Origin of the sequence: Pseudomonas fluorescens (genome assembly GCF_902497995.1) — a bacterium.
Classification (GTDB): domain Bacteria; phylum Pseudomonadota; class Gammaproteobacteria; order Pseudomonadales; family Pseudomonadaceae; genus Aquipseudomonas; species Aquipseudomonas fluorescens_BK.
Map to the genome: position 1 here is coordinate 31787 of NZ_CABVII010000005.1, position 16400 is coordinate 48186.

General features: G+C 60.6%; 19 protein-coding genes. 7 read left to right on the forward strand and 12 right to left on the reverse strand.

From position 1 onward, the window contains the following. Window positions 1-63: 63 nt before the first annotated feature. From F8N80_RS07420 to F8N80_RS07455, 9 genes are all read right to left on the reverse strand, one after another. Window positions 64-1101, reverse strand: coding sequence for a DNA topoisomerase IB (locus F8N80_RS07420; RefSeq protein ID WP_150744238.1), 1038 nt, complete (start codon window positions 1099-1101; stop codon window positions 64-66). An 88-nt stretch (window positions 1102-1189) separates the two neighbouring features. After that, window positions 1190-2269: a molybdenum ABC transporter ATP-binding protein gene (gene modC, locus F8N80_RS07425; protein WP_150744239.1), complete on the reverse strand. Its 1080-nt coding sequence runs from the start codon at window positions 2267-2269 to the stop codon at window positions 1190-1192. A gap of 3 nt (window positions 2270-2272) precedes the next feature. After that, window positions 2273-2953 (reverse strand): molybdate ABC transporter permease subunit, encoded by a 681-nt coding sequence (modB, locus tag F8N80_RS07430; RefSeq protein ID WP_150744240.1) that lies wholly within the window; start codon window positions 2951-2953, stop codon window positions 2273-2275. Beyond that, a complete protein-coding gene (gene modA / locus F8N80_RS07435) occupies window positions 2954-3721 on the reverse strand; it encodes a molybdate ABC transporter substrate-binding protein (RefSeq protein ID WP_150744241.1) in 768 nt (255 codons plus the stop codon). Between the two features lie 303 nt (window positions 3722-4024). Continuing rightward, the gene (locus tag F8N80_RS07440) at window positions 4025-5089 is read right to left on the reverse strand and encodes an NAD(P)H-dependent flavin oxidoreductase (RefSeq protein ID WP_150783607.1); all 1065 of its coding nucleotides are present in this window, start codon (window positions 5087-5089) and stop codon (window positions 4025-4027) included. 110 nt (window positions 5090-5199) lie between these two features. Next, the gene (ada, locus tag F8N80_RS07445) at window positions 5200-6264 is read right to left on the reverse strand and encodes a bifunctional DNA-binding transcriptional regulator/O6-methylguanine-DNA methyltransferase Ada (protein WP_150744243.1); all 1065 of its coding nucleotides are present in this window, start codon (window positions 6262-6264) and stop codon (window positions 5200-5202) included. An 87-nt stretch (window positions 6265-6351) separates the two neighbouring features. Next, window positions 6352-7017 carry a DNA oxidative demethylase AlkB gene (alkB, locus tag F8N80_RS07450; RefSeq protein ID WP_150783608.1) on the reverse strand — a complete coding sequence of 222 codons (666 nt, stop codon included), beginning with the start codon at window positions 7015-7017 and terminating at the stop codon, window positions 6352-6354. Window positions 7018-7032: 15 nt separating this feature from the next. Next, window positions 7033-7209, reverse strand: coding sequence for a hypothetical protein (locus F8N80_RS31125; protein WP_191632882.1), 177 nt, complete (start codon window positions 7207-7209; stop codon window positions 7033-7035). Between the two features lie 29 nt (window positions 7210-7238). Beyond that, window positions 7239-7541 (reverse strand): DUF1883 domain-containing protein, encoded by a 303-nt coding sequence (locus F8N80_RS07455; protein WP_008065357.1) that lies wholly within the window; start codon window positions 7539-7541, stop codon window positions 7239-7241. Window positions 7542-7752: 211 nt separating this feature from the next. Here F8N80_RS07455 and F8N80_RS07460 point away from each other — a divergent pair, with 211 nt between their 5' ends. Together F8N80_RS07460 and F8N80_RS07465 are read left to right on the forward strand one after the other, a co-directional pair. Further along, a complete protein-coding gene (locus F8N80_RS07460) occupies window positions 7753-8109 on the forward strand; it encodes a hypothetical protein (protein ID WP_150783609.1) in 357 nt (118 codons plus the stop codon). Between the two features lie 61 nt (window positions 8110-8170). After that, complete coding sequence (locus F8N80_RS07465; protein WP_150744246.1) at window positions 8171-8401, forward strand: hypothetical protein; 231 nt, start codon at window positions 8171-8173, stop codon at window positions 8399-8401. A gap of 12 nt (window positions 8402-8413) precedes the next feature. Here F8N80_RS07465 and F8N80_RS07470 read toward each other — a convergent pair whose 3' ends face one another. After that, the gene (locus tag F8N80_RS07470; RefSeq protein ID WP_150744247.1) at window positions 8414-8695 is read right to left on the reverse strand and encodes a hypothetical protein; all 282 of its coding nucleotides are present in this window, start codon (window positions 8693-8695) and stop codon (window positions 8414-8416) included. Window positions 8696-8834: 139 nt separating this feature from the next. Further along, window positions 8835-9023: a hypothetical protein gene (locus F8N80_RS07475; RefSeq protein ID WP_150744248.1), complete on the reverse strand. Its 189-nt coding sequence runs from the start codon at window positions 9021-9023 to the stop codon at window positions 8835-8837. A gap of 291 nt (window positions 9024-9314) precedes the next feature. Here F8N80_RS07475 and galU point away from each other — a divergent pair, with 291 nt between their 5' ends. Next, entirely contained in the window at window positions 9315-10154 is an 840-nt protein-coding gene (gene galU, locus F8N80_RS07480) for a UTP--glucose-1-phosphate uridylyltransferase GalU (protein WP_064678069.1), read from the forward strand. Window positions 10155-10281: 127 nt separating this feature from the next. Continuing rightward, on the forward strand, window positions 10282-11640 hold the full coding sequence (gene gorA / locus F8N80_RS07485; protein WP_150783610.1) for a glutathione-disulfide reductase: 1359 nt from the start codon (window positions 10282-10284) through the stop codon (window positions 11638-11640). Here gorA and F8N80_RS07490 read toward each other — a convergent pair. Next, the gene (locus tag F8N80_RS07490; protein ID WP_150783611.1) at window positions 11637-12653 is read right to left on the reverse strand and encodes a DNA-binding protein; all 1017 of its coding nucleotides are present in this window, start codon (window positions 12651-12653) and stop codon (window positions 11637-11639) included. The two genes, gorA and F8N80_RS07490, sit on opposite strands and share 4 nt — an antisense overlap. 391 nt (window positions 12654-13044) lie before the next feature. Between F8N80_RS07490 and F8N80_RS07495 the strand changes: the two genes are divergently transcribed. The 3 genes from F8N80_RS07495 to ahpF all read left to right on the forward strand — a co-directional run bounded on the left by F8N80_RS07495 (window position 13045) and on the right by ahpF (window position 16388). Then, window positions 13045-13983, forward strand: coding sequence for a site-specific integrase (locus tag F8N80_RS07495; protein WP_150747675.1), 939 nt, complete (start codon window positions 13045-13047; stop codon window positions 13981-13983). 138 nt (window positions 13984-14121) lie between these two features. Continuing rightward, entirely contained in the window at window positions 14122-14685 is a 564-nt protein-coding gene (gene ahpC, locus F8N80_RS07500; RefSeq protein WP_007975937.1) for an alkyl hydroperoxide reductase subunit C, read from the forward strand. A gap of 140 nt (window positions 14686-14825) precedes the next feature. After that, window positions 14826-16388 carry an alkyl hydroperoxide reductase subunit F gene (gene ahpF / locus F8N80_RS07505; RefSeq protein WP_150747676.1) on the forward strand — a complete coding sequence of 521 codons (1563 nt, stop codon included), beginning with the start codon at window positions 14826-14828 and terminating at the stop codon, window positions 16386-16388. Window positions 16389-16400 lie beyond the last annotated feature (12 nt).

Consider the following 16400-nt stretch of genomic DNA (forward strand, 5'->3'; position numbering starts at 1 on the left):
CATTTGCGATCATGCAAATAATCAACGTTCAGTTCGTCGGTTGAATCTGCGGCGTGTCGCCAGTCAGGGTTTGTCAGCGGCGGCGATCATTTTCTCGAGAAAAATCGCCAACCCGACTTCCTCGGCCCTGAGTCCTTTGCGTGTTCTCGGGCGCGGCAACTCGGCCAGGGCCCCCAGCAGAAACCCATCGAGCACTGCCGGGTGGATGTAGCACTTGCGGCAGACCGCCGGGGTGTTGCCCAGTTGCCTGGCGACGTTCTTGACCATCTCCACCACATGGCGCCTGGCGTCCGACTCCGGTTCCCATTGCAATCGGCGCAATACCGACAGCGCCAGGACGCTGCCAGCCCAGGTGCGGTAGTCCTTGGCGGTGAAGTCGGCGCCGGTCAGGGTTTGCAGGTAGGCGTTGACGTCGGAGGAGCTGATGCTATGCCGCTCGCCGTTCTCATCGAGATACTGAAACAGGTTTTGCCCGGGAATGTCCTGGCAGCGCTTGACGATCCGCGCCAGGCGCCGGTCTTTCACGGTGATCTGATGTTCGACGCCGCTTTTGCCGCGGAACTGGAACAGGATCGCACTGCCATTGACCTCGACGTGACGGCTGCGCAGGGTGGTCAGGCCGTAGGAGCGGTTATCCCGTGCGTACTGCGTATTACCGACCCGGATCAATGTCGCATCGAGCAAGGTAATGACCGTGGCCATGACCTTGTCCCGGCTGAAACCCGGCGCCGCCAGCAATGTTTCCAGTTGCAGGCGCAGCTTGGGCAAGGCGCGTCCGAAGTCCCGCAGGCGCGCGTATTTGTCGGCATCGCGCACTTCCCGCCAGCGCGGGTGATAACGGTATTGCTTGCGACCCCGGGCATCGCGTCCGGTGGCTTGCAGGTGGCCGCGCGGGTCGGCGCAGATCCACACATCGGTATAGGCCGGGGGCACGGCGAGGGCGTTGATGCGCTGGATTTGGTCCGGGTCGGTGATGCGCCGGCCCGTTGGATCGAAGTAACAGAACTTGCCGCGCAGCTTCCTGCGGGCGATCCCGGGCAGGGTGTCATCGACGTAATGCAAATCAGGCGGCAGCACGTCGGGCGATAGGGTATCGGGCATGGCGATTGTCCTTGCGACGAATCAGGGACCGTTATTGCCATTGACCGCATGCCGTTGCAGGGGTGCCAACCAAGTTATTCCAACCAGGTCATGCCAGCACGGCGACCGCCTTGATCTGGGCCCAGAGTTGCTGGCCGGGGTGCACGCTCAGCTGATCCCGGGAGTAGCGGGTGATTCGCGCCAGCAATGGCGTGCCGGCGGCGTCCAGGCGGATCAGCACGTGAGCGGCATTGTCGGCGCCCATCTCACTGATCACGGTGACCGGCAGGCGATTGAGGATGCTGCTTTGCTCTACGCTGTGCAGGCTCAGGCTGACATCCCGTGCCTGAACCTTGCAACGCAGTGCCTGGCCGGCGTCCATTGGCGTGTGCGCGACGCGAATGTTCAGGGCGGTGCCTGGCAGCTGCAAGGTCAGCAGTTGATAGTCGGGGTCATAGGCACTGACATGCCCCTCGATCACCACGCCCGCGTCATCGCCCAGCGCCAGGGGCAGATCGAGCCGCGCCAGGGTTTCGCCGATCGGCCCGCTGGCCAGGGCCTTGCCGTTGCTGAGCAGGACGATGTGGTCGGCCAGGCGCGCGACTTCGTCCTGGGAGTGGCTGACATACAGCACCGGGATATCCAGTTCATCGTGCAGCCGTTGCAGGTAGGGCAGGATTTCGCCTTTGCGTTGGCTGTCCAGCGCCGCCAGCGGTTCGTCCATCAGCAGCAATTTCGGGCTGGTAAGGAGGGCGCGCGCGATGCCGACCCGTTGCCGTTCACCGCCCGAAAGGTGCTGCGGATGGCGATCCAGCAGATGGCCGATCCCGAGCAGTTCGGTCGCGTGAGTCATATCGACCCGGCGTTGTTGTTTCGGGATTCGCTTCAGGCCGAATTCCAGGTTGGCCAGCACCGACAGGTGGGGAAACAGGCTGGCTTCCTGAAAGACATAACCCAGTGCGCGTTTGTGCGGCGGGACGAAAACCTGCTGGTCGCTGTCCTGCCAGACTTCATCGTTGACCTGGACAAACCCCAGATCGGCCCGTTCCAGGCCGGCAATGCAGCGCAGGCAAGTGGTCTTGCCCGAGCCGGAGTGACCGTAAAGCGCGGTGACGCCACGACCGGGCAACTGCAAATCCACATCCAGGGCAAACCCCGAATACTTCAGTTTCAGACGCGTATGAATCATCGATCAGCTCCAGCCCGCTTTGGTTTTGCGGCTGGAATAGAGCGCCAGCAACACGGCAAACGAGAACACCAGCATCGCCCCGGCCAGCCAATGGGCCTGGGCGTATTCCATGGCCTCGACGTGGTCATAGATCTGCACCGACACCACCCGGGTCTTGTCGGGAATGTTGCCACCGATCATCAGCACTACGCCGAACTCGCCGACGGTGTGGGCGAAACCGAGAATCGCCGCGGTGATAAACCCCGGCCGGGCCAGGGGCAGGATCACGCTGAAAAAAGTGTCCCAGGGATTGGCGCGCAAGGTCGCGGCCACTTCCACAGGGCGGGTGCCGATGGCGGAAAAAGCGTTTTGCAGCGGCTGGACCACGAATGGCATCGAGTACAGCACCGAGCCGATCACCAACCCGGCAAAACTGAAGGTGAGGGTGCCGAGCCCCAGGGATTGGGTGAACTGGCCGACAAACCCGTGAGGCCCGAGCGCAAGCAACAAATAAAAGCCAATGACTGTAGGCGGCAGCACCAGGGGCAGGGCGACGATCGCCCCGACCGGGCCGCGCAGCCAGGATTGGGTACGCGACAGCCATAACGCTATCGGAGTGCCGATGATCAGCAGGATGACCGTGGTCAGCGACGCCAGTTTCAGGGTCAGCCAGATGGCGGAAAAGTCGGCACTCGATAGGGTCATTTAGAGTTGGTAACCGTAGGACTGGATGACGGCGGCGGCTTTCGGACCTTTGAGGTAGTCAACCAGCGCCTTGGCGGCCGGGTTGTCCTTGCCTTTGTTGAGGATCACCGCATCTTGTTTGATCGGGTCGTGCATCTCGGCCGGAACGATCCAGGCCGAACCGCCGGTGACTTTGCCGTCTTTATAGATCTGCGACAAGGCCACGAAGCCCAGTTCGGCATTGCCGGTGGAGACGAACTGATAGGCCTGGGTGATGTTCTGGCCTTCGACGATCTTGGCTTTGACCTTGTCGGTCAGGCCCAGCCTGGCCAGCACCTGGGTGGCGGCCAGACCGTAGGGCGCGGCTTTCGGGTTGGCGATGGACAGATGCTGATACTGGTTGTCGCTGAGCACTTTGCCCTTGGCGTCGACGTAGCCGTCTTTGGCCGACCACAGCGCCAGGGTGCCGATGGCGTAGGTGAAGCGCGAACCCTTGACCGTGTCGCCTTCGGTTTCGAGTTTTTGCGGGGTGCTGTCGTCGGCCGAGAGGAACACTTCGAACGGTGCGCCATTCTTGATCTGGGTGTAGAACTGGCCGGTTGCACCAAAGGAGGTAACCAGTTTGTGCCCGGTGTCTTTCTCGAAATCAGCCGCGAGGGCCTGGATCGGCGCCGTGAAGTTGGCCGCGACGGCGACCTGGACTTCGTCCGCCTGGGCAGAACCCAAGGCAAATAGAGCGATCAGGCTTGCAAGGCAGGTGGGGGCAAGACGTGAGGCACGAATGGTCATGAAACGGCTCCGTGGTAGGCAAGTACGGCGAGGGGTGAACGCTATATAGGTGAATATATAGCGATTTGCCTGCAAACGGAACGTTGTAGAAATGGCTTGTCGGATCGCCGCACCGCAGCGAAGGCGGCCTCATGCCTTGCAGCGCCCATGAAGACGCCTTCGCCTGTAGGAGCGAGGCTTGCCCGCGAAGGCGGCCTCGAGCCTTGCACTACCCATGAAGACGCCTTCGCCGGCACGCCTGGCTCCTACGGGGTTTGGCGTCTTTCGCAATCCATTTGTACACAGGTGATCGAGGGCAGGTTTTTAGCGGTTAATCAATCTTGCCAACCCTTCCTCCGCCAGCTTGCGGGTCAACTCTGCCGTGCTCATTTCAACGCCCAGGGTAAACGCCTGCCCGGCCCACAGGTTGCTGAAGTCCGCTTCGCCCTTGACCCGCAACGGCATCAGCGCCCCCCCTGCCAGCGGGAAGGCCGGCGCTTTATCGCTCATCGGTCCGAGTTCGCGCATGACCCGATTGAGAATGCCCCGTGCCGGGCGGCCGGTAAAAATGTTGGTCACGGCGGTCTCGCTCTCCCTGGCCGTGCGCAGGGCCTTGTGGTGAGAGGCACTGACCCTGGCCTCTGGCGTGAACAAATACGCCGTGCCCACTTGCACCGCCGATGCCCCCAGCACAAACGCCGCCGCGACGCCTCGCGCATCGGTTATGCCGCCAGCGGCGATGACCGGCACTTTCACTGCGTCGACGATCTGCGGCACCAGGGCGAAGAGGCCGACCTGGCTGCTCAGGTCGTCGCTGAGGAACATCCCGCGATGACCGCCCGCTTCATAACCCATGGCGATGATCGCATCGCAACCCTGTTGCTCGAGCCAGAGGGCTTCTTCGACGGTGGTGGCCGAAGACAACACTTTGGCCCCGGTCGCTTTCACCCGATCCAGCAAGGATTTTTCCGGCAGGCCGAAGTGAAAACTCACGACCTCGGGACGCAGGGCTTCGATCACTTCGCAGGCCGCGTTATCGAACGGCGCGCGGTTGGACACCGGTGTGGGCGCGTCGAAGTCGACGCCCAGTTCGCGGTAGTAGGGCGCCAGCAAATTTTTCCAGTCCCGGGCGCGTTGCTCATCGGCCGCTGGAGGCTGATGACAGAAGAAGTTGACGTTGATCGGTCGCTGGCTGTGCTGGCGAATCGTCTTCAGTTCTTCGCGCAACTGCTCGACGCTGAGCATGGCGGCGGGCATCGAGCCCAGTCCGCCGGCGTTGCTCGCCGCGATCACCATGGCCGAGGTCGTGGCGCCGGCCATGGGCGCCTGGATGATCGGCAGTTCGATCCCGAGCAGATCAAGAATACGAGTATCTGGCCATTGGCTCATTGCAGAATTCTCCGATGTGAATACAGGGCAGGGGCGGTAGAACCGGTTGCAAGTCGACCTCAATCCCGTAGGCGCTGTCGAGCGAAGCTGCGATCTTTTGTTCTTTTAATCTACTGGCTTTCACGCTCCAGCAACTGCCGCTTGCGTTCCACCCCCCAGCGATACCCCGACAAATTACCATCGCTGCGCACCACGCGGTGGCACGGAATCGCCACCGCCAGGCTGTTCGCGCCACAGGCTTGAGCCACGGCGCGCACGGCTTTCGGCGCGCCGATGCGCTGGGCAATATCCGCGTAGCTGGCGGTGCTGCCGGCCGGAATTTCCCGCAGCGCTTGCCAGACCCGCTCCTGAAACGCGGTGCCGCGCACGTCCAGGGGCAAGTCCAGGCCGATGGCCGGGGCTTCGATAAAACCGACGACCTTGGCAATCAGCTGCTCGAACTCGTGATCGGCACCGATCAGGTTGGCCCGGCGAAACCTGTCCTGCAGGTCGCAGACCAGTTGGTGCGGATCATCGCCGAGCAGGATCGCGCACACCCCGCGTGCACTTTGCGCCACCAGAATCGCGCCCAGGGAGCACTGGCCGACGGCAAAACGAATGTCGTTGTTCTGACCGGCAGCGCGGTAATCGCCGGGCTTCATGCCCAGCAACTGATCAGCCGCCTCGTAAAAACGACTGTTGGAGTTGAAGCCGGCGTCATACAGCGCGTCGGTCACCGAACCGCCATCGGTCAAACGCTCACGGACCTTGCGTGAACGATGGGCCGTCGCATAGCCCCTGGGGGTCAGCCCGGTCACGGTCTTGAATACCCGATGGAAGTGAAAGCTGCTGAGGCCCGCAGCCAGGGCCAGTTCGCTCAGCGTGGGCAGGTGTTCGGCGGTTTCGATCTGGCGGCAAGCGGCGGCCACGGTCAGGGCATGTTGCGCGGCGACCTCGCTCTGATCCCTGGTCGCCCGTTTGCTCGGACGATAACCCGCCGCCTCGGCTTGGGCGGCGGAGTCGAAGAATTCGACATTCTGCGGTTTCGGCAAGCGCGCCAGGCTGCTGGGGCGACAATAGATACCGGTGGTTTTCACGGCATAGACAAACTGGCCGTCGGCGCGAGGATCACGCGCGACGACAGCGGCCCAGCGTGGGTCATGCTCGGTGGCGATTATGGGCGAGTGACTGGTCATGGCGTCATATCCGTTGCTGCGTTCGATCCAGATTAACCAGCCGCCGGGGCGGCTGCACTCCGGGTCTTGCGGTCGAACTCGAGGTTGTCACTTGGCGGTGCGAAAAGTGAAGTTGATGCGTTGTTCACCCAGGCGCGAATGCTGGCCGTCCTTGATCGGCAACACCCCGTGATAACGCAGGCGATCGACGCCGCCCCAGACCACGATGTCGCCATGCAACAACGGCACTCGCTGGCTTTTGTCGCTGCGCTCAAAGCCGCCGAACAGGAACATCGCCGGCAATCCCAGCGACACCGAAACAATCGGCGCTGCCAGGCAGGCTTCGTCCTTGTCCTGGTGCAATGACATCTTCGCTCCGGGGACGTAGCGGTTGATCAGGCAGGCATCAGGCACGAAATCGGCAAATCCTGCTTCACGCGCCGCCGCTTGGGCCAGCTCGAAAAACACCGCGGGCATCGCGGGCCAGGGTTGACCGGTCCGCGGGTCATGGCGGGTGTAGCGGTAGCCGCTGCGGTCGGTGGTCCAGCCCCAAGTGCCGCAACTGCTCATGGCCGCCGACATGGTGAAGCCGCCCGGCGTGACCATCTGGCGCAACGGCGCAGCGGCCAGCACTGTTTCCAGTGCGGGCAGCAACCGGTCCAGCCAGGGCAAGGCAAAGCCCCTCAGGACGAAAGACTGTTCGCCGATCTGTTCGCGCCGGGGCTGCTGCTCGGGTTCAGCGTCGGCAAACAGGTCGAAAGGGCTCGGGGACATGGGCTTATGTTGTTCTTACAGTGCCTTGCTGACGCTGATGTCGCTGATGACATCCTCACCCTGGCCATGAATGGCGTCCAGCGCGACTTTGGCTTCTTCTTCAGTGCCGTTTTCAAGTTGGGCAAATTCGAAGCGGCGCTCGCCGTTGAGTTTGTATTTGATGACGTACTTGGTCGTTTGAGCCACGGTCATACCTGCTTGTCTGCGTGTGGGCGCGCTATTCAGCTCAGTTTCGAGCTGGAGCGGCGGATGATCTTGATCGAGTGAGTCAGGGTCGGTTTGCGGGTCACGCTGATCGGCCGGCGATTGACCGTGTCGATGGTGATGTTCCAGAAACCGGTGCTCGGTGCAGTAATACGCGCCGGAAAGGTGTCGAACGCACCGCCGTGGTAAGTGTGACGACCGCCATTTTTGAAACTGCGGAAATTGGCGTCGTTCATCAAGCGGATGTTGCAGGTTTGCGAGCATTGAATGACGACGATGTCGTCTTCGTTGAGGTGCTCGCGCTGGTGGATAAATTTCATGGGCGCCTCCAGAAGGGCTTTTTCTACAAAATCAAAACGATAGCATGGGCGATTGGCGCAGTTTATCAGCCCGAACAGGTTATTATCCGGTCGTCGGGGTGCGCTTTGGCAATTAAAAACAGTTATTCGCGATTCCATTCGCGATAAACGCAACGAGCCTCGGAGAAAAACGGCTTTTATGCTGTCGGAGGCTCTTTATCGGAGATTTAACATGAAATGGGGTATATGGAGCCTGCCGTTGGTAGTGGCGATGAGTGGTTGTGCGAGTGTCTCGGATATCCATCAGACGCTGCCTACCATGAGTGTGATTTCAGGCAAGAAACCCCATGAATACGCGCAGTGCCTGACCGAAAAGCTGGCCAGCAGCCGTGGCGCCCTGCAAGTCGAACCGCAGAAGGATGGCGTGCGGGTGATCGTGCCACAGAAGCTCTCCTCGGGCCCGGCGGCGGTATTCGATATCGAAGACCGCTCCAGTGGCAGCAGCATCAAGCTGCACGAACGCATCTCCAATGTGCCGTTGCGCCCCCAGGACGTACGCGATGCCGCCACCGCGTGCATTTCCGGCTGATGGACGGGAGCAAACTCGCTCTTACAGCGGCGGGACCGCATTGTCATTTCTGGAGTCGAGCATGAAGCGAGAACAGGTACGGGCGTGCCATGCAGAGGGTGATATCTTTGCCACCCACGTGATCCAGAACCCTGCGAACCCGGGTGAATGGATCGTGTTTTTCAAGAAAAGCGCCGGACGCAGTTACTTCCTGGTGGATGACAACGATGAAGTCGAATCCTTCAGTGGTCTCGATGACTTGATCGAAACCGTTCGTGGCCTGGGGATCAAGTTCGCCGAGATTCACATGTAGGGCCGGGGTGCCCTACTTGCAGACCACCACCACGCTGCGATTCTTGTAATTGCCGACATCCACGCCCAGGGTCTTGTCGCTTTCCTTGGGCGAAGGTGTGCCGTCCGTCCCGACGATGTTGTAACCGGTGCCCGCGCAGGAGGCGTCAGCCTTTTCGTAGCAGTTAGCCCAGGAATTGGCCTCCCCGGAGCAATCGATCGTCAGACCCTGTTCTCCGTTGTGCAGGTAAGTCGTTTCCGACGTGGCGCAACCGGTAAGGGCCAGAAGCGCAATCATTGGCAAAAATCTATTCATGGGGTGTGGTCGTCGTCAGGATGATGGGGCTAAGCCCGTGACAGCGCTGGCTGCAAAAAGGTTATAGCGATTGGCCACTTCGCCGCGGGCAATCACAAAAAACCCTGCGTAAAGCAGGGCTGTGTGCGAAAGAGGCGGATCAGCTCTTGTCCTTGCCACGGCGTTTTGGGGCTGCAGGCTGGTCCTGCAACACCGATGCCACTTCAATCGCCAACGCTTCGCTGGGGAACGGCCCGGCGATATTCTCGCCGCTGACGCTGTCGACCCACCACTGGCCGTCTTTCGCCTGGTTGATCAGGTACCCGTTGACGCTCTTTGCTACCGACATCTATCTGCCTCGTTGGCTGGTTCAATCGCGCAATGATAGCGCCAAATGCACCCAACGGGTGCTGATGGGGTAGGGTGGTGCGGTTGCCTGTCCGATTGATGGGCGTGCAGGTCTGCCAATCTCTGCTATGTATAGAGGGCTGCGCAAAATCTGCAGGACGCTATGCGGAACTATCCGCGTGAATATTTCTCTATGATGGCATCGGTTAGCCAGCGCGGAGGCATTGTAAGGTGCGCGCCGCCTGATTAGACTGCGCCGATACTCGAACACACAGCCCTTTCAAGGACTTATATGATCAAGAAATGCTTGTTCCCAGCAGCCGGTTACGGCACTCGCTTCCTCCCAGCGACCAAAGCCATGCCCAAGGAAATGCTGCCGGTGGTAAACAAGCCACTGATCCAGTACGGCGTTGAAGAAGCACTGGACGCCGGGCTGACCGAGATTTCCATCGTTACCGGTCGTGGTAAACGCGCCCTGGAAGACCATTTCGACATCAGCTACGAGCTGGAAAACCAGATCAAGGGCACCGACAAGGAAAAATACCTGGTCGGCATCCGCAAGCTGCTCGACAACTGCTCGTTCTCCTACACGCGCCAGACCGAAATGAAAGGCCTGGGCCACGCGATCCTGACCGGCCGTCCACTGATCGGCGACGAACCTTTCGCCGTGGTCCTGGCGGATGACTTGTGCGTCAACCTCGACGGTGACGGCGTACTGACCCAGATGGTCAAGCTGTACAAGCAGTTCCGCTGCTCGATCGTCGCCATCCAGGAAGTCGATCCGCAGGAAACCCACAAGTACGGCGTCATCGCCGGCGAAATGATCCGCGACGACATCTACCGCGTGCACAGCATGGTCGAGAAGCCAAAGCCGGAAGATGCCCCATCGAACCTGGCGATCATCGGTCGCTACATCCTGACCCCGGACATCTTCGACCTGATCGAACAGACCGAGCCAGGCAAGGGCGGCGAAATCCAGATCACCGACGCCCTGATGAAGCAGGCGCAAAACGGCTGCGTCATGGCCTACAAGTTCAAGGGCAAGCGTTTTGACTGCGGTGGCGCCGAAGGCTACATCGACGCGACCAACTTCTGCTTCGAGAACTTCTACAAGACTGGCAAGGCTTACTGATAGCCTGGCTCGCTTGTAGTGAAAAGCCACCTTCGGGTGGCTTTTTCGTTTGTGCGCCCCAAATTGTGCGCGGCGCTTGCCCAGCAAACGTCTACAGGTATGCTGGTAGCCTGCCGAGGAGAAAGCAATGGCCTACGATTTTGACCTTTATGTGATTGGTGCCGGTTCCGGCGGTGTGCGGGCTGCGCGGTTTGCGGCCGGTTTTGGCGCTAAAGTGGCCGTGGCCGAGAGCCGTTACCTGGGGGGTACCTGTGTGAACGTCGGCTGCGTGCCGAAGAAATTGCTGGTCTACGGCGCGCACTTCGCCGAAGACTTCGAGCAGTCATCCGGTTTCGGCTGGACCCCGGGCGAGGCGAAGTTCGATTGGGCGACGCTGATCGCCAACAAGGATCGCGAGATCAATCGCCTCAATGGCATCTATCGCAACCTGCTGGTCAACAGCGGCGTGACCTTGCATGAAGGTCACGCCAAGATCGTCGACCCGCATGCGGTCGAGATCAATGGCGAACGCTACACCGCCAGGAACATCCTGATTGCCACCGGCGGCTGGCCGCAGATTCCAGAGATTCCGGGGCACGAACACGCGATCAGTTCCAACCAGGCGTTTTTCCTCAAGGAGCTGCCCAAGCGCGTGCTGGTGGTGGGCGGCGGTTACATTGCCGTCGAGTTCGCCGGGATCTTCCACGGCCTGGGCGCCGACACCACCTTGCTCTATCGCGGTGAACTGTTCCTGCGTGGCTTCGACGGTGCGGTGCGCAAGCACCTGCAGGAAGAGCTGAGCAAGCGTGGCATGGACCTGCAGTTCAATGCCGACATCGAACGTATCGACAAGCAAGCCGATGGCAGCCTGAAAGTCACCCTCAAGGACGGTCGCGAGCTGGAGGCTGATTGTGTGTTTTATGCCACCGGCCGGCGTCCGATGCTGGACAATCTCGGGCTGGAGAACACCGGGGTCAAACTCGACAGGAAAGGCTTCGTCGAGGTCGACGGGCAGTATCAGACCGCCGAGCCGTCGATCCTGGCCCTTGGCGATGTCATCGGCCGGGTGCAGCTGACGCCGGTCGCGCTGGCCGAAGGCATGGCGGTGGCGCGGCGCTTGTTCAAGCCCGAGCAGTATCGCCCGGTGGACTACAAGATGATCCCGACGGCGGTGTTCAGCCTGCCGAACATCGGCACGGTCGGCTTGACCGAGGAAGAGGCCCGGGAAGCCGGGCACGAGGTGGTGATTTTCGAAAGCCGTTTCCGGCCGATGAAGCTGACCCTGACCGAATGCCAGGAACGCACGCTGATGAAGCTGGTGGTGGATGGCAAGACCGACAAGGTGCTGGGTTGCCACATGGTCGGCCCGGAAGCCGGTGAAATCGTCCAGGGCCTGGCCGTCGCCTTGAAGGCCGGCGCCACCAAGCGTGACTTCGACGAAACCATCGGTGTGCACCCGACGGCCGCCGAAGAGTTCGTCACTATGCGGTCGCCGGTCGCCGGTTAATTGTCCATCTGCTGTTCTGCTGCGTCGGGCGCTGTCGCAACGACGGCCGCCAGGCGCAGTTGCTCCAGGTGCGACTGGGCCTGCATCAATTCAGCTTCCAGTGACTTATTGGCCTGGGCGTGTTCCTCGACACTCTGTTTGAGTGACTGACTCTCCAGCAGGGCGGTGCGCAAGCGTTCCTGGAGGAGAGTGCGCTCGCTGTCGATGCGGTTGACCTGCTCCAGCAGCTGATCCTGGCGATGGTGGGTGTGCTTGAGCTGTTCCTGCAGCAGGCTCAATTCGCGTAGCGTCCCACGGTTCTCGGTCAGCAAACGCTCATTGTCGCGGTGCAACTGGGTGATTTCATCCTGGCGCACCAGGGCACTCTGCTGGGCCTGGCGCAATTCCATCTGAATCTGCTGCACCTGGCCTTCATGGCGGCTTTGTTCCTGTTCGCGCTGCTCTTTGACGGCGTTGCGGTAGTGCTCCAGGGCATCGCGGGTGTGCAGGTGTTTCTCTTCAAGGGAGCGGATCTGCTCGTCCTTGTCTTGCAAGCGTAATTCGTAATCGGCCAGCGCCTGGTTCAACCCGGCGTTGCGGGTTTGCTCGGTCTGCAATAGGGTGCGGGTGTTTTCCAGGGCGTCGGATTCCTGGGTGAAGGCCAGGCTTTGAATTTCGTATTGCTGCTGCAGTTGGGTGTTGGTTTGCCGGGCTTCGGTCAGCTGCTTATCCAGCTCTGTTCGTTGTTGCTCGAACTGCGCGCGTGCCTGATCGATCGGTTCCTGGGCCTGCTCCTTAAGGCGCTGCGCCAGGCGCGAGACCAGCCCTGCCAGCTCGTCGTCGAGGGGCTCGGAAGAGGGCGCGGCCGGTTCAGTGCCGTCATCCAGTTCTTTCAGGTAACGGTGAATGGTGGTTTTCGAGCCGGTATTGCCCATTTCGATCCGTACCGCGTCGATGCTCGGGTTTTCGCCGCGGGCGAGAATTGCCAAACGTGCGGTCTGGACCACTGCTTTGTTGATGCCGCCACGGGCCATGTGCTCTCCTACGATTTCGTAATGTGGTACGTACCACTAAATACACATTGTACCATGCCATTGTAAAAGTTAAATATGTCTGGGTTAATGACACGGGATATACTGGTATTACCCCGTGTGAGAGCGTTTCTGAAGCATTCGTCGATAGATTTCCGTACGCAAACCCCTGTAGGAGCCGGCTTGCTGGCGAAGGCGTCCGTCCAGTTAAAAATATGTTGGCTGACACACCGCCTTCGCTGGCAAGCCAGCTCCTACAGGGGGGCGGTGTCAATTTCGGGATTGGCGCACAAAACCCGAGAGCGCCGGGGGCATTCAGGCAGCACGCGTTATCGTTCACGTCCATCGTCGGAACGCCGCCCGGAGCAAGCTCGTTCCTATAGAGGTCATTTTCATGAGCGAGCTGGATCGTTATCTTCAAGCCGCCACCCGCGACAACACCCGTCGCAGCTATCGGGCGGCCATCGAGCACTTTGAGGTCAGTTGGGGCGGGTTTCTGCCTGCAACGGCGGACAGTGTCGCGCGCTATCTGGTGGCGTATGCCGGCGAGCTGTCGATCAACACCTTGAAGCTGCGACTGTCGGCACTGGCGCAATGGCACAACAGCCAGGGTTTTGCCGATCCCACCAAGGCGCCGGTGGTGCGCAAGGTGTTCAAGGGCATTCGCGCGCTGCATCCGGCCCAGGAGAAACAGGCCGAGCCGTTGCAGCTGCAGCATCTCGAACACGTAGCAGCCTGGCTGGAGCAGGAGGCGCAGGTGGCGAAATCTGCAGGCGATCAACCGGCGCTCTTGCGGGCAAGGCGCGACACAGCGCTGATCCTGCTGGGCTTCTGGCGTGGCTTTCGCAGCGATGAGTTGTGTCGCCTGCAGATCGAGCACGTTCAAGCGAGCGCCGGCTCCGGCATCACGCTCTACCTGCCGCGAAGCAAGAGCGACCGCGAAAACCTTGGCAAGACCTACCAGACCCCTGCGCTGCAGCGTTTGTGTCCAGTGCAGGCGTACATCGCCTGGATCAGCGCGGCGGCGTTGGTCCGCGGCCCGGTGTTCCGCGCAATCGACCGCTGGGGCAACTTGAGCGAGGAGGGGTTGCACGCCAACAGCGTGATCCCGTTATTGCGCCAGGCGCTGGAGCGCGCGGGGATTCCCGCGGAACATTACACCAGCCACTCCTTGCGGCGCGGCTTCGCTACCTGGGCACACCAGAGCGGATGGGATTTGAAATCGTTGATGAGTTACGTGGGCTGGAAGGATATGAAGTCGGCCATGCGCTACGTTGACGCCAACCCGTTTCCGGTGATGCCCCGGATCGTTGAAAAGCCCGTGATCCCCTAGATACCGTTTTCTTCTATTAATACTGTCTGCTAATAGCGAAAACCAATCAGCAGCATGAGGTTTGCCAATGAGCCATTCGTCCGTCGAGTCGGTAGAGTTCACTCCATCAACTTCTCAACCCCTGACGGAGAGTCATCGATGCCTATCATCAACAGCCAAGTTAAACCGTTCAAAGCTGACGCCTTTAAAAATGGTGACTTCGTAAAAGTGTCGGACGCCGACCTGAAAGGCAAATGGTCTGTGGTGTTCTTCTACCCAGCCGACTTCACCTTCGTTTGCCCGACCGAACTGGAAGACCTGGCTGACAACTACGACGCGTTCCAGAAGCTGGGCGTCGAGATCTACAGCGTTTCCACCGATACCCACTTTGCCCACGCTGCCTGGCACAACACGTCGCCAGCCATCGGCAAAATCCAGTACACCATGATCGGTGACCCGACCCACGCGATCTCCCGCAACTTCGACGTGCTGATCGAAGAAGCCGGTCTGGCTGACCGTGGCACCTTCGTGATCAACCCTGAAGGCCAGATCAAAATCGTCGAACTGAACGACGGTGGTGTGGGTCGTGACGCTTCGGAACTGCTGCGCAAAATCAAGGCGGCCCAGTACGTCGCTGCTCACCCGGGCCAGGTTTGCCCAGCCAAGTGGAAAGAAGGCGAGGCCACGCTGGCTCCGTCCCTGGACCTGGTCGGCAAGATCTAAGTCTGTGACACGCTTGATCAGGGCGGAACGCCGCACCTCCTAAGTACGCTGCACCGCCCTTAAAAAACGCCCGGGCGAGATTCGCTCGGGCGTTTTTTTATGTCCCAGTCTCTTCACCAAACAGCATGGAAATCGCCCGTATGTTGGACGCCAATCTTAAAGCCCAGTTGAAGTCATACCTGGAACGGGTCACCCAGCCGATCGAGATCGTTGCCTCCCTCGACGACGGTGCGAAATCCCGGGAAATGCTCGAACTGCTGAAAGACGTTGCCAGTCTTTCCAGCCAGATTACCTTGCTCGACAACGGTGGCGACGCACGCAAACCATCGTTTTCGATCAACCGCCCGGGTGCCGATATCAGCCTGCGTTTCGCCGGCATCCCCATGGGCCACGAATTCACCTCCCTGGTGCTGGCTCTGCTGCAAGTCGGCGGCCACCCCTCCAAAGCCAGTAGTGAGGTGATCGAACAGATCCGCTCGCTCAAGGGCGAATTCAACTTCGAGACCTACTTCTCGCTGTCCTGCCAGAACTGCCCGGACGTGATCCAGGCGCTGAATCTGATGGCCGTGTTGAACCCCGGCATCCGCCACGTTGCCATCGACGGCGCGCTGTTCCAGGCCGAAGTCGAGGAGCGCCAGATCATGGCCGTGCCCAGCATCTACCTCAACGGCGTGAACTTCGGCCAGGGGCGCATGGGCCTGGAAGAAATCCTCGCCAAGATCGATACCAGCGGCATCGAGCGCCAGGCCGAGAAGATCAGCGCCAAGCAAGCCTTTGATGTATTGGTCGTTGGCGGTGGCCCGGCCGGTGCATCGGCGGCGATCTACGCCGCCCGTAAAGGCATTCGCACCGGTGTCGCGGCCGAGCGTTTTGGGGGGCAGGTGCTGGACACCATGGCCATCGAGAACTTCATCTCGGTGCAGGAAACCGAAGGGCCGAAACTGGCCGTGGCCCTGGAAGAGCACGTCAAGCAGTACGACGTCGACATCATGAACCTGCAACGCGCCGACAAGCTGGTGCCGGGCAAGCGTGGCGAGTTGCACGAAGTCCACTTCGCCAGCGGCGCTACATTGAAAGCCAAAACCGTGATCCTCGCGACCGGTGCGCGCTGGCGTGAAATGAACGTCCCCGGTGAGCAGCAATACCGCAACAAGGGCGTGGCGTACTGCCCGCACTGTGACGGTCCGCTGTTCAAAGGCAAGCGGGTGGCGGTGATTGGCGGCGGTAACTCCGGCGTCGAAGCGGCTATCGACCTGGCCGGCATCGTGTCCCATGTGACACTGCTCGAATTCGACGTGCAATTGCGCGCCGATGCGGTCTTGCAGCGCAAGTTGCACAGCCTGCCGAACGTCACCGTGATCACCCATGCGCAGACCACTGAAGTGACCGGCGACGGTCAGAAGGTCAACGGCCTGCGTTACAAGGATCGTCAGTCGGACGAACTGCGGACTGTGGAACTGGAAGGTATTTTCGTGCAGATCGGTCTGCTGCCCAATACCGATTGGCTCAAGGGCACCCTCGAGTTGTCGCCGCGTGGCGAGATCATCGTCGACGCCCGTGGCGAGACGTCGGTGCCGGGGGTGTTTGCTGCCGGTGATGTGACCACGGTGCCGTACAAGCAGATCGTGATTGCGGTGGGCGAGGGGGCCAAGGCTTCCCTGAGCGCGTTCGATCATTTGATCCGGACGTCGGCCCCGGCGTAAACGCCGACGTTG

Coding starts and splice junctions, on each gene's coding strand:
- F8N80_RS31125 (WP_191632882.1), bottom strand. CDS start 7,209: ATGACCGTGGCTCAAACGACCAAGTACGTCATCAAATACAAACTCAAC.
- F8N80_RS07420 (WP_150744238.1), bottom strand. CDS start 1,101: ATGCCCGATACCCTATCGCCCGACGTGCTGCCGCCTGATTTGCATTAC.
- modC (WP_150744239.1), bottom strand. CDS start 2,269: ATGATTCATACGCGTCTGAAACTGAAGTATTCGGGGTTTGCCCTGGAT.
- ada (WP_150744243.1), bottom strand. CDS start 6,264: ATGACCAGTCACTCGCCCATAATCGCCACCGAGCATGACCCACGCTGG.
- F8N80_RS07455 (WP_008065357.1), bottom strand. CDS start 7,541: ATGAAATTTATCCACCAGCGCGAGCACCTCAACGAAGACGACATCGTC.
- gorA (WP_150783610.1), top strand. CDS start 10,282: ATGGCCTACGATTTTGACCTTTATGTGATTGGTGCCGGTTCCGGCGGT.
- F8N80_RS07460 (WP_150783609.1), top strand. CDS start 7,753: ATGAAATGGGGTATATGGAGCCTGCCGTTGGTAGTGGCGATGAGTGGT.
- galU (WP_064678069.1), top strand. CDS start 9,315: ATGATCAAGAAATGCTTGTTCCCAGCAGCCGGTTACGGCACTCGCTTC.
- F8N80_RS07475 (WP_150744248.1), bottom strand. CDS start 9,023: ATGTCGGTAGCAAAGAGCGTCAACGGGTACCTGATCAACCAGGCGAAA.
- F8N80_RS07440 (WP_150783607.1), bottom strand. CDS start 5,089: ATGAGCCAATGGCCAGATACTCGTATTCTTGATCTGCTCGGGATCGAA.
- modB (WP_150744240.1), bottom strand. CDS start 2,953: ATGACCCTATCGAGTGCCGACTTTTCCGCCATCTGGCTGACCCTGAAA.
- F8N80_RS07490 (WP_150783611.1), bottom strand. CDS start 12,653: ATGGCCCGTGGCGGCATCAACAAAGCAGTGGTCCAGACCGCACGTTTG.
- modA (WP_150744241.1), bottom strand. CDS start 3,721: ATGACCATTCGTGCCTCACGTCTTGCCCCCACCTGCCTTGCAAGCCTG.
- ahpF (WP_150747676.1), top strand. CDS start 14,826: ATGTTGGACGCCAATCTTAAAGCCCAGTTGAAGTCATACCTGGAACGG.
- F8N80_RS07465 (WP_150744246.1), top strand. CDS start 8,171: ATGAAGCGAGAACAGGTACGGGCGTGCCATGCAGAGGGTGATATCTTT.
- F8N80_RS07470 (WP_150744247.1), bottom strand. CDS start 8,695: ATGAATAGATTTTTGCCAATGATTGCGCTTCTGGCCCTTACCGGTTGC.
- ahpC (WP_007975937.1), top strand. CDS start 14,122: ATGCCTATCATCAACAGCCAAGTTAAACCGTTCAAAGCTGACGCCTTT.
- F8N80_RS07495 (WP_150747675.1), top strand. CDS start 13,045: ATGAGCGAGCTGGATCGTTATCTTCAAGCCGCCACCCGCGACAACACC.
- alkB (WP_150783608.1), bottom strand. CDS start 7,017: ATGTCCCCGAGCCCTTTCGACCTGTTTGCCGACGCTGAACCCGAGCAG.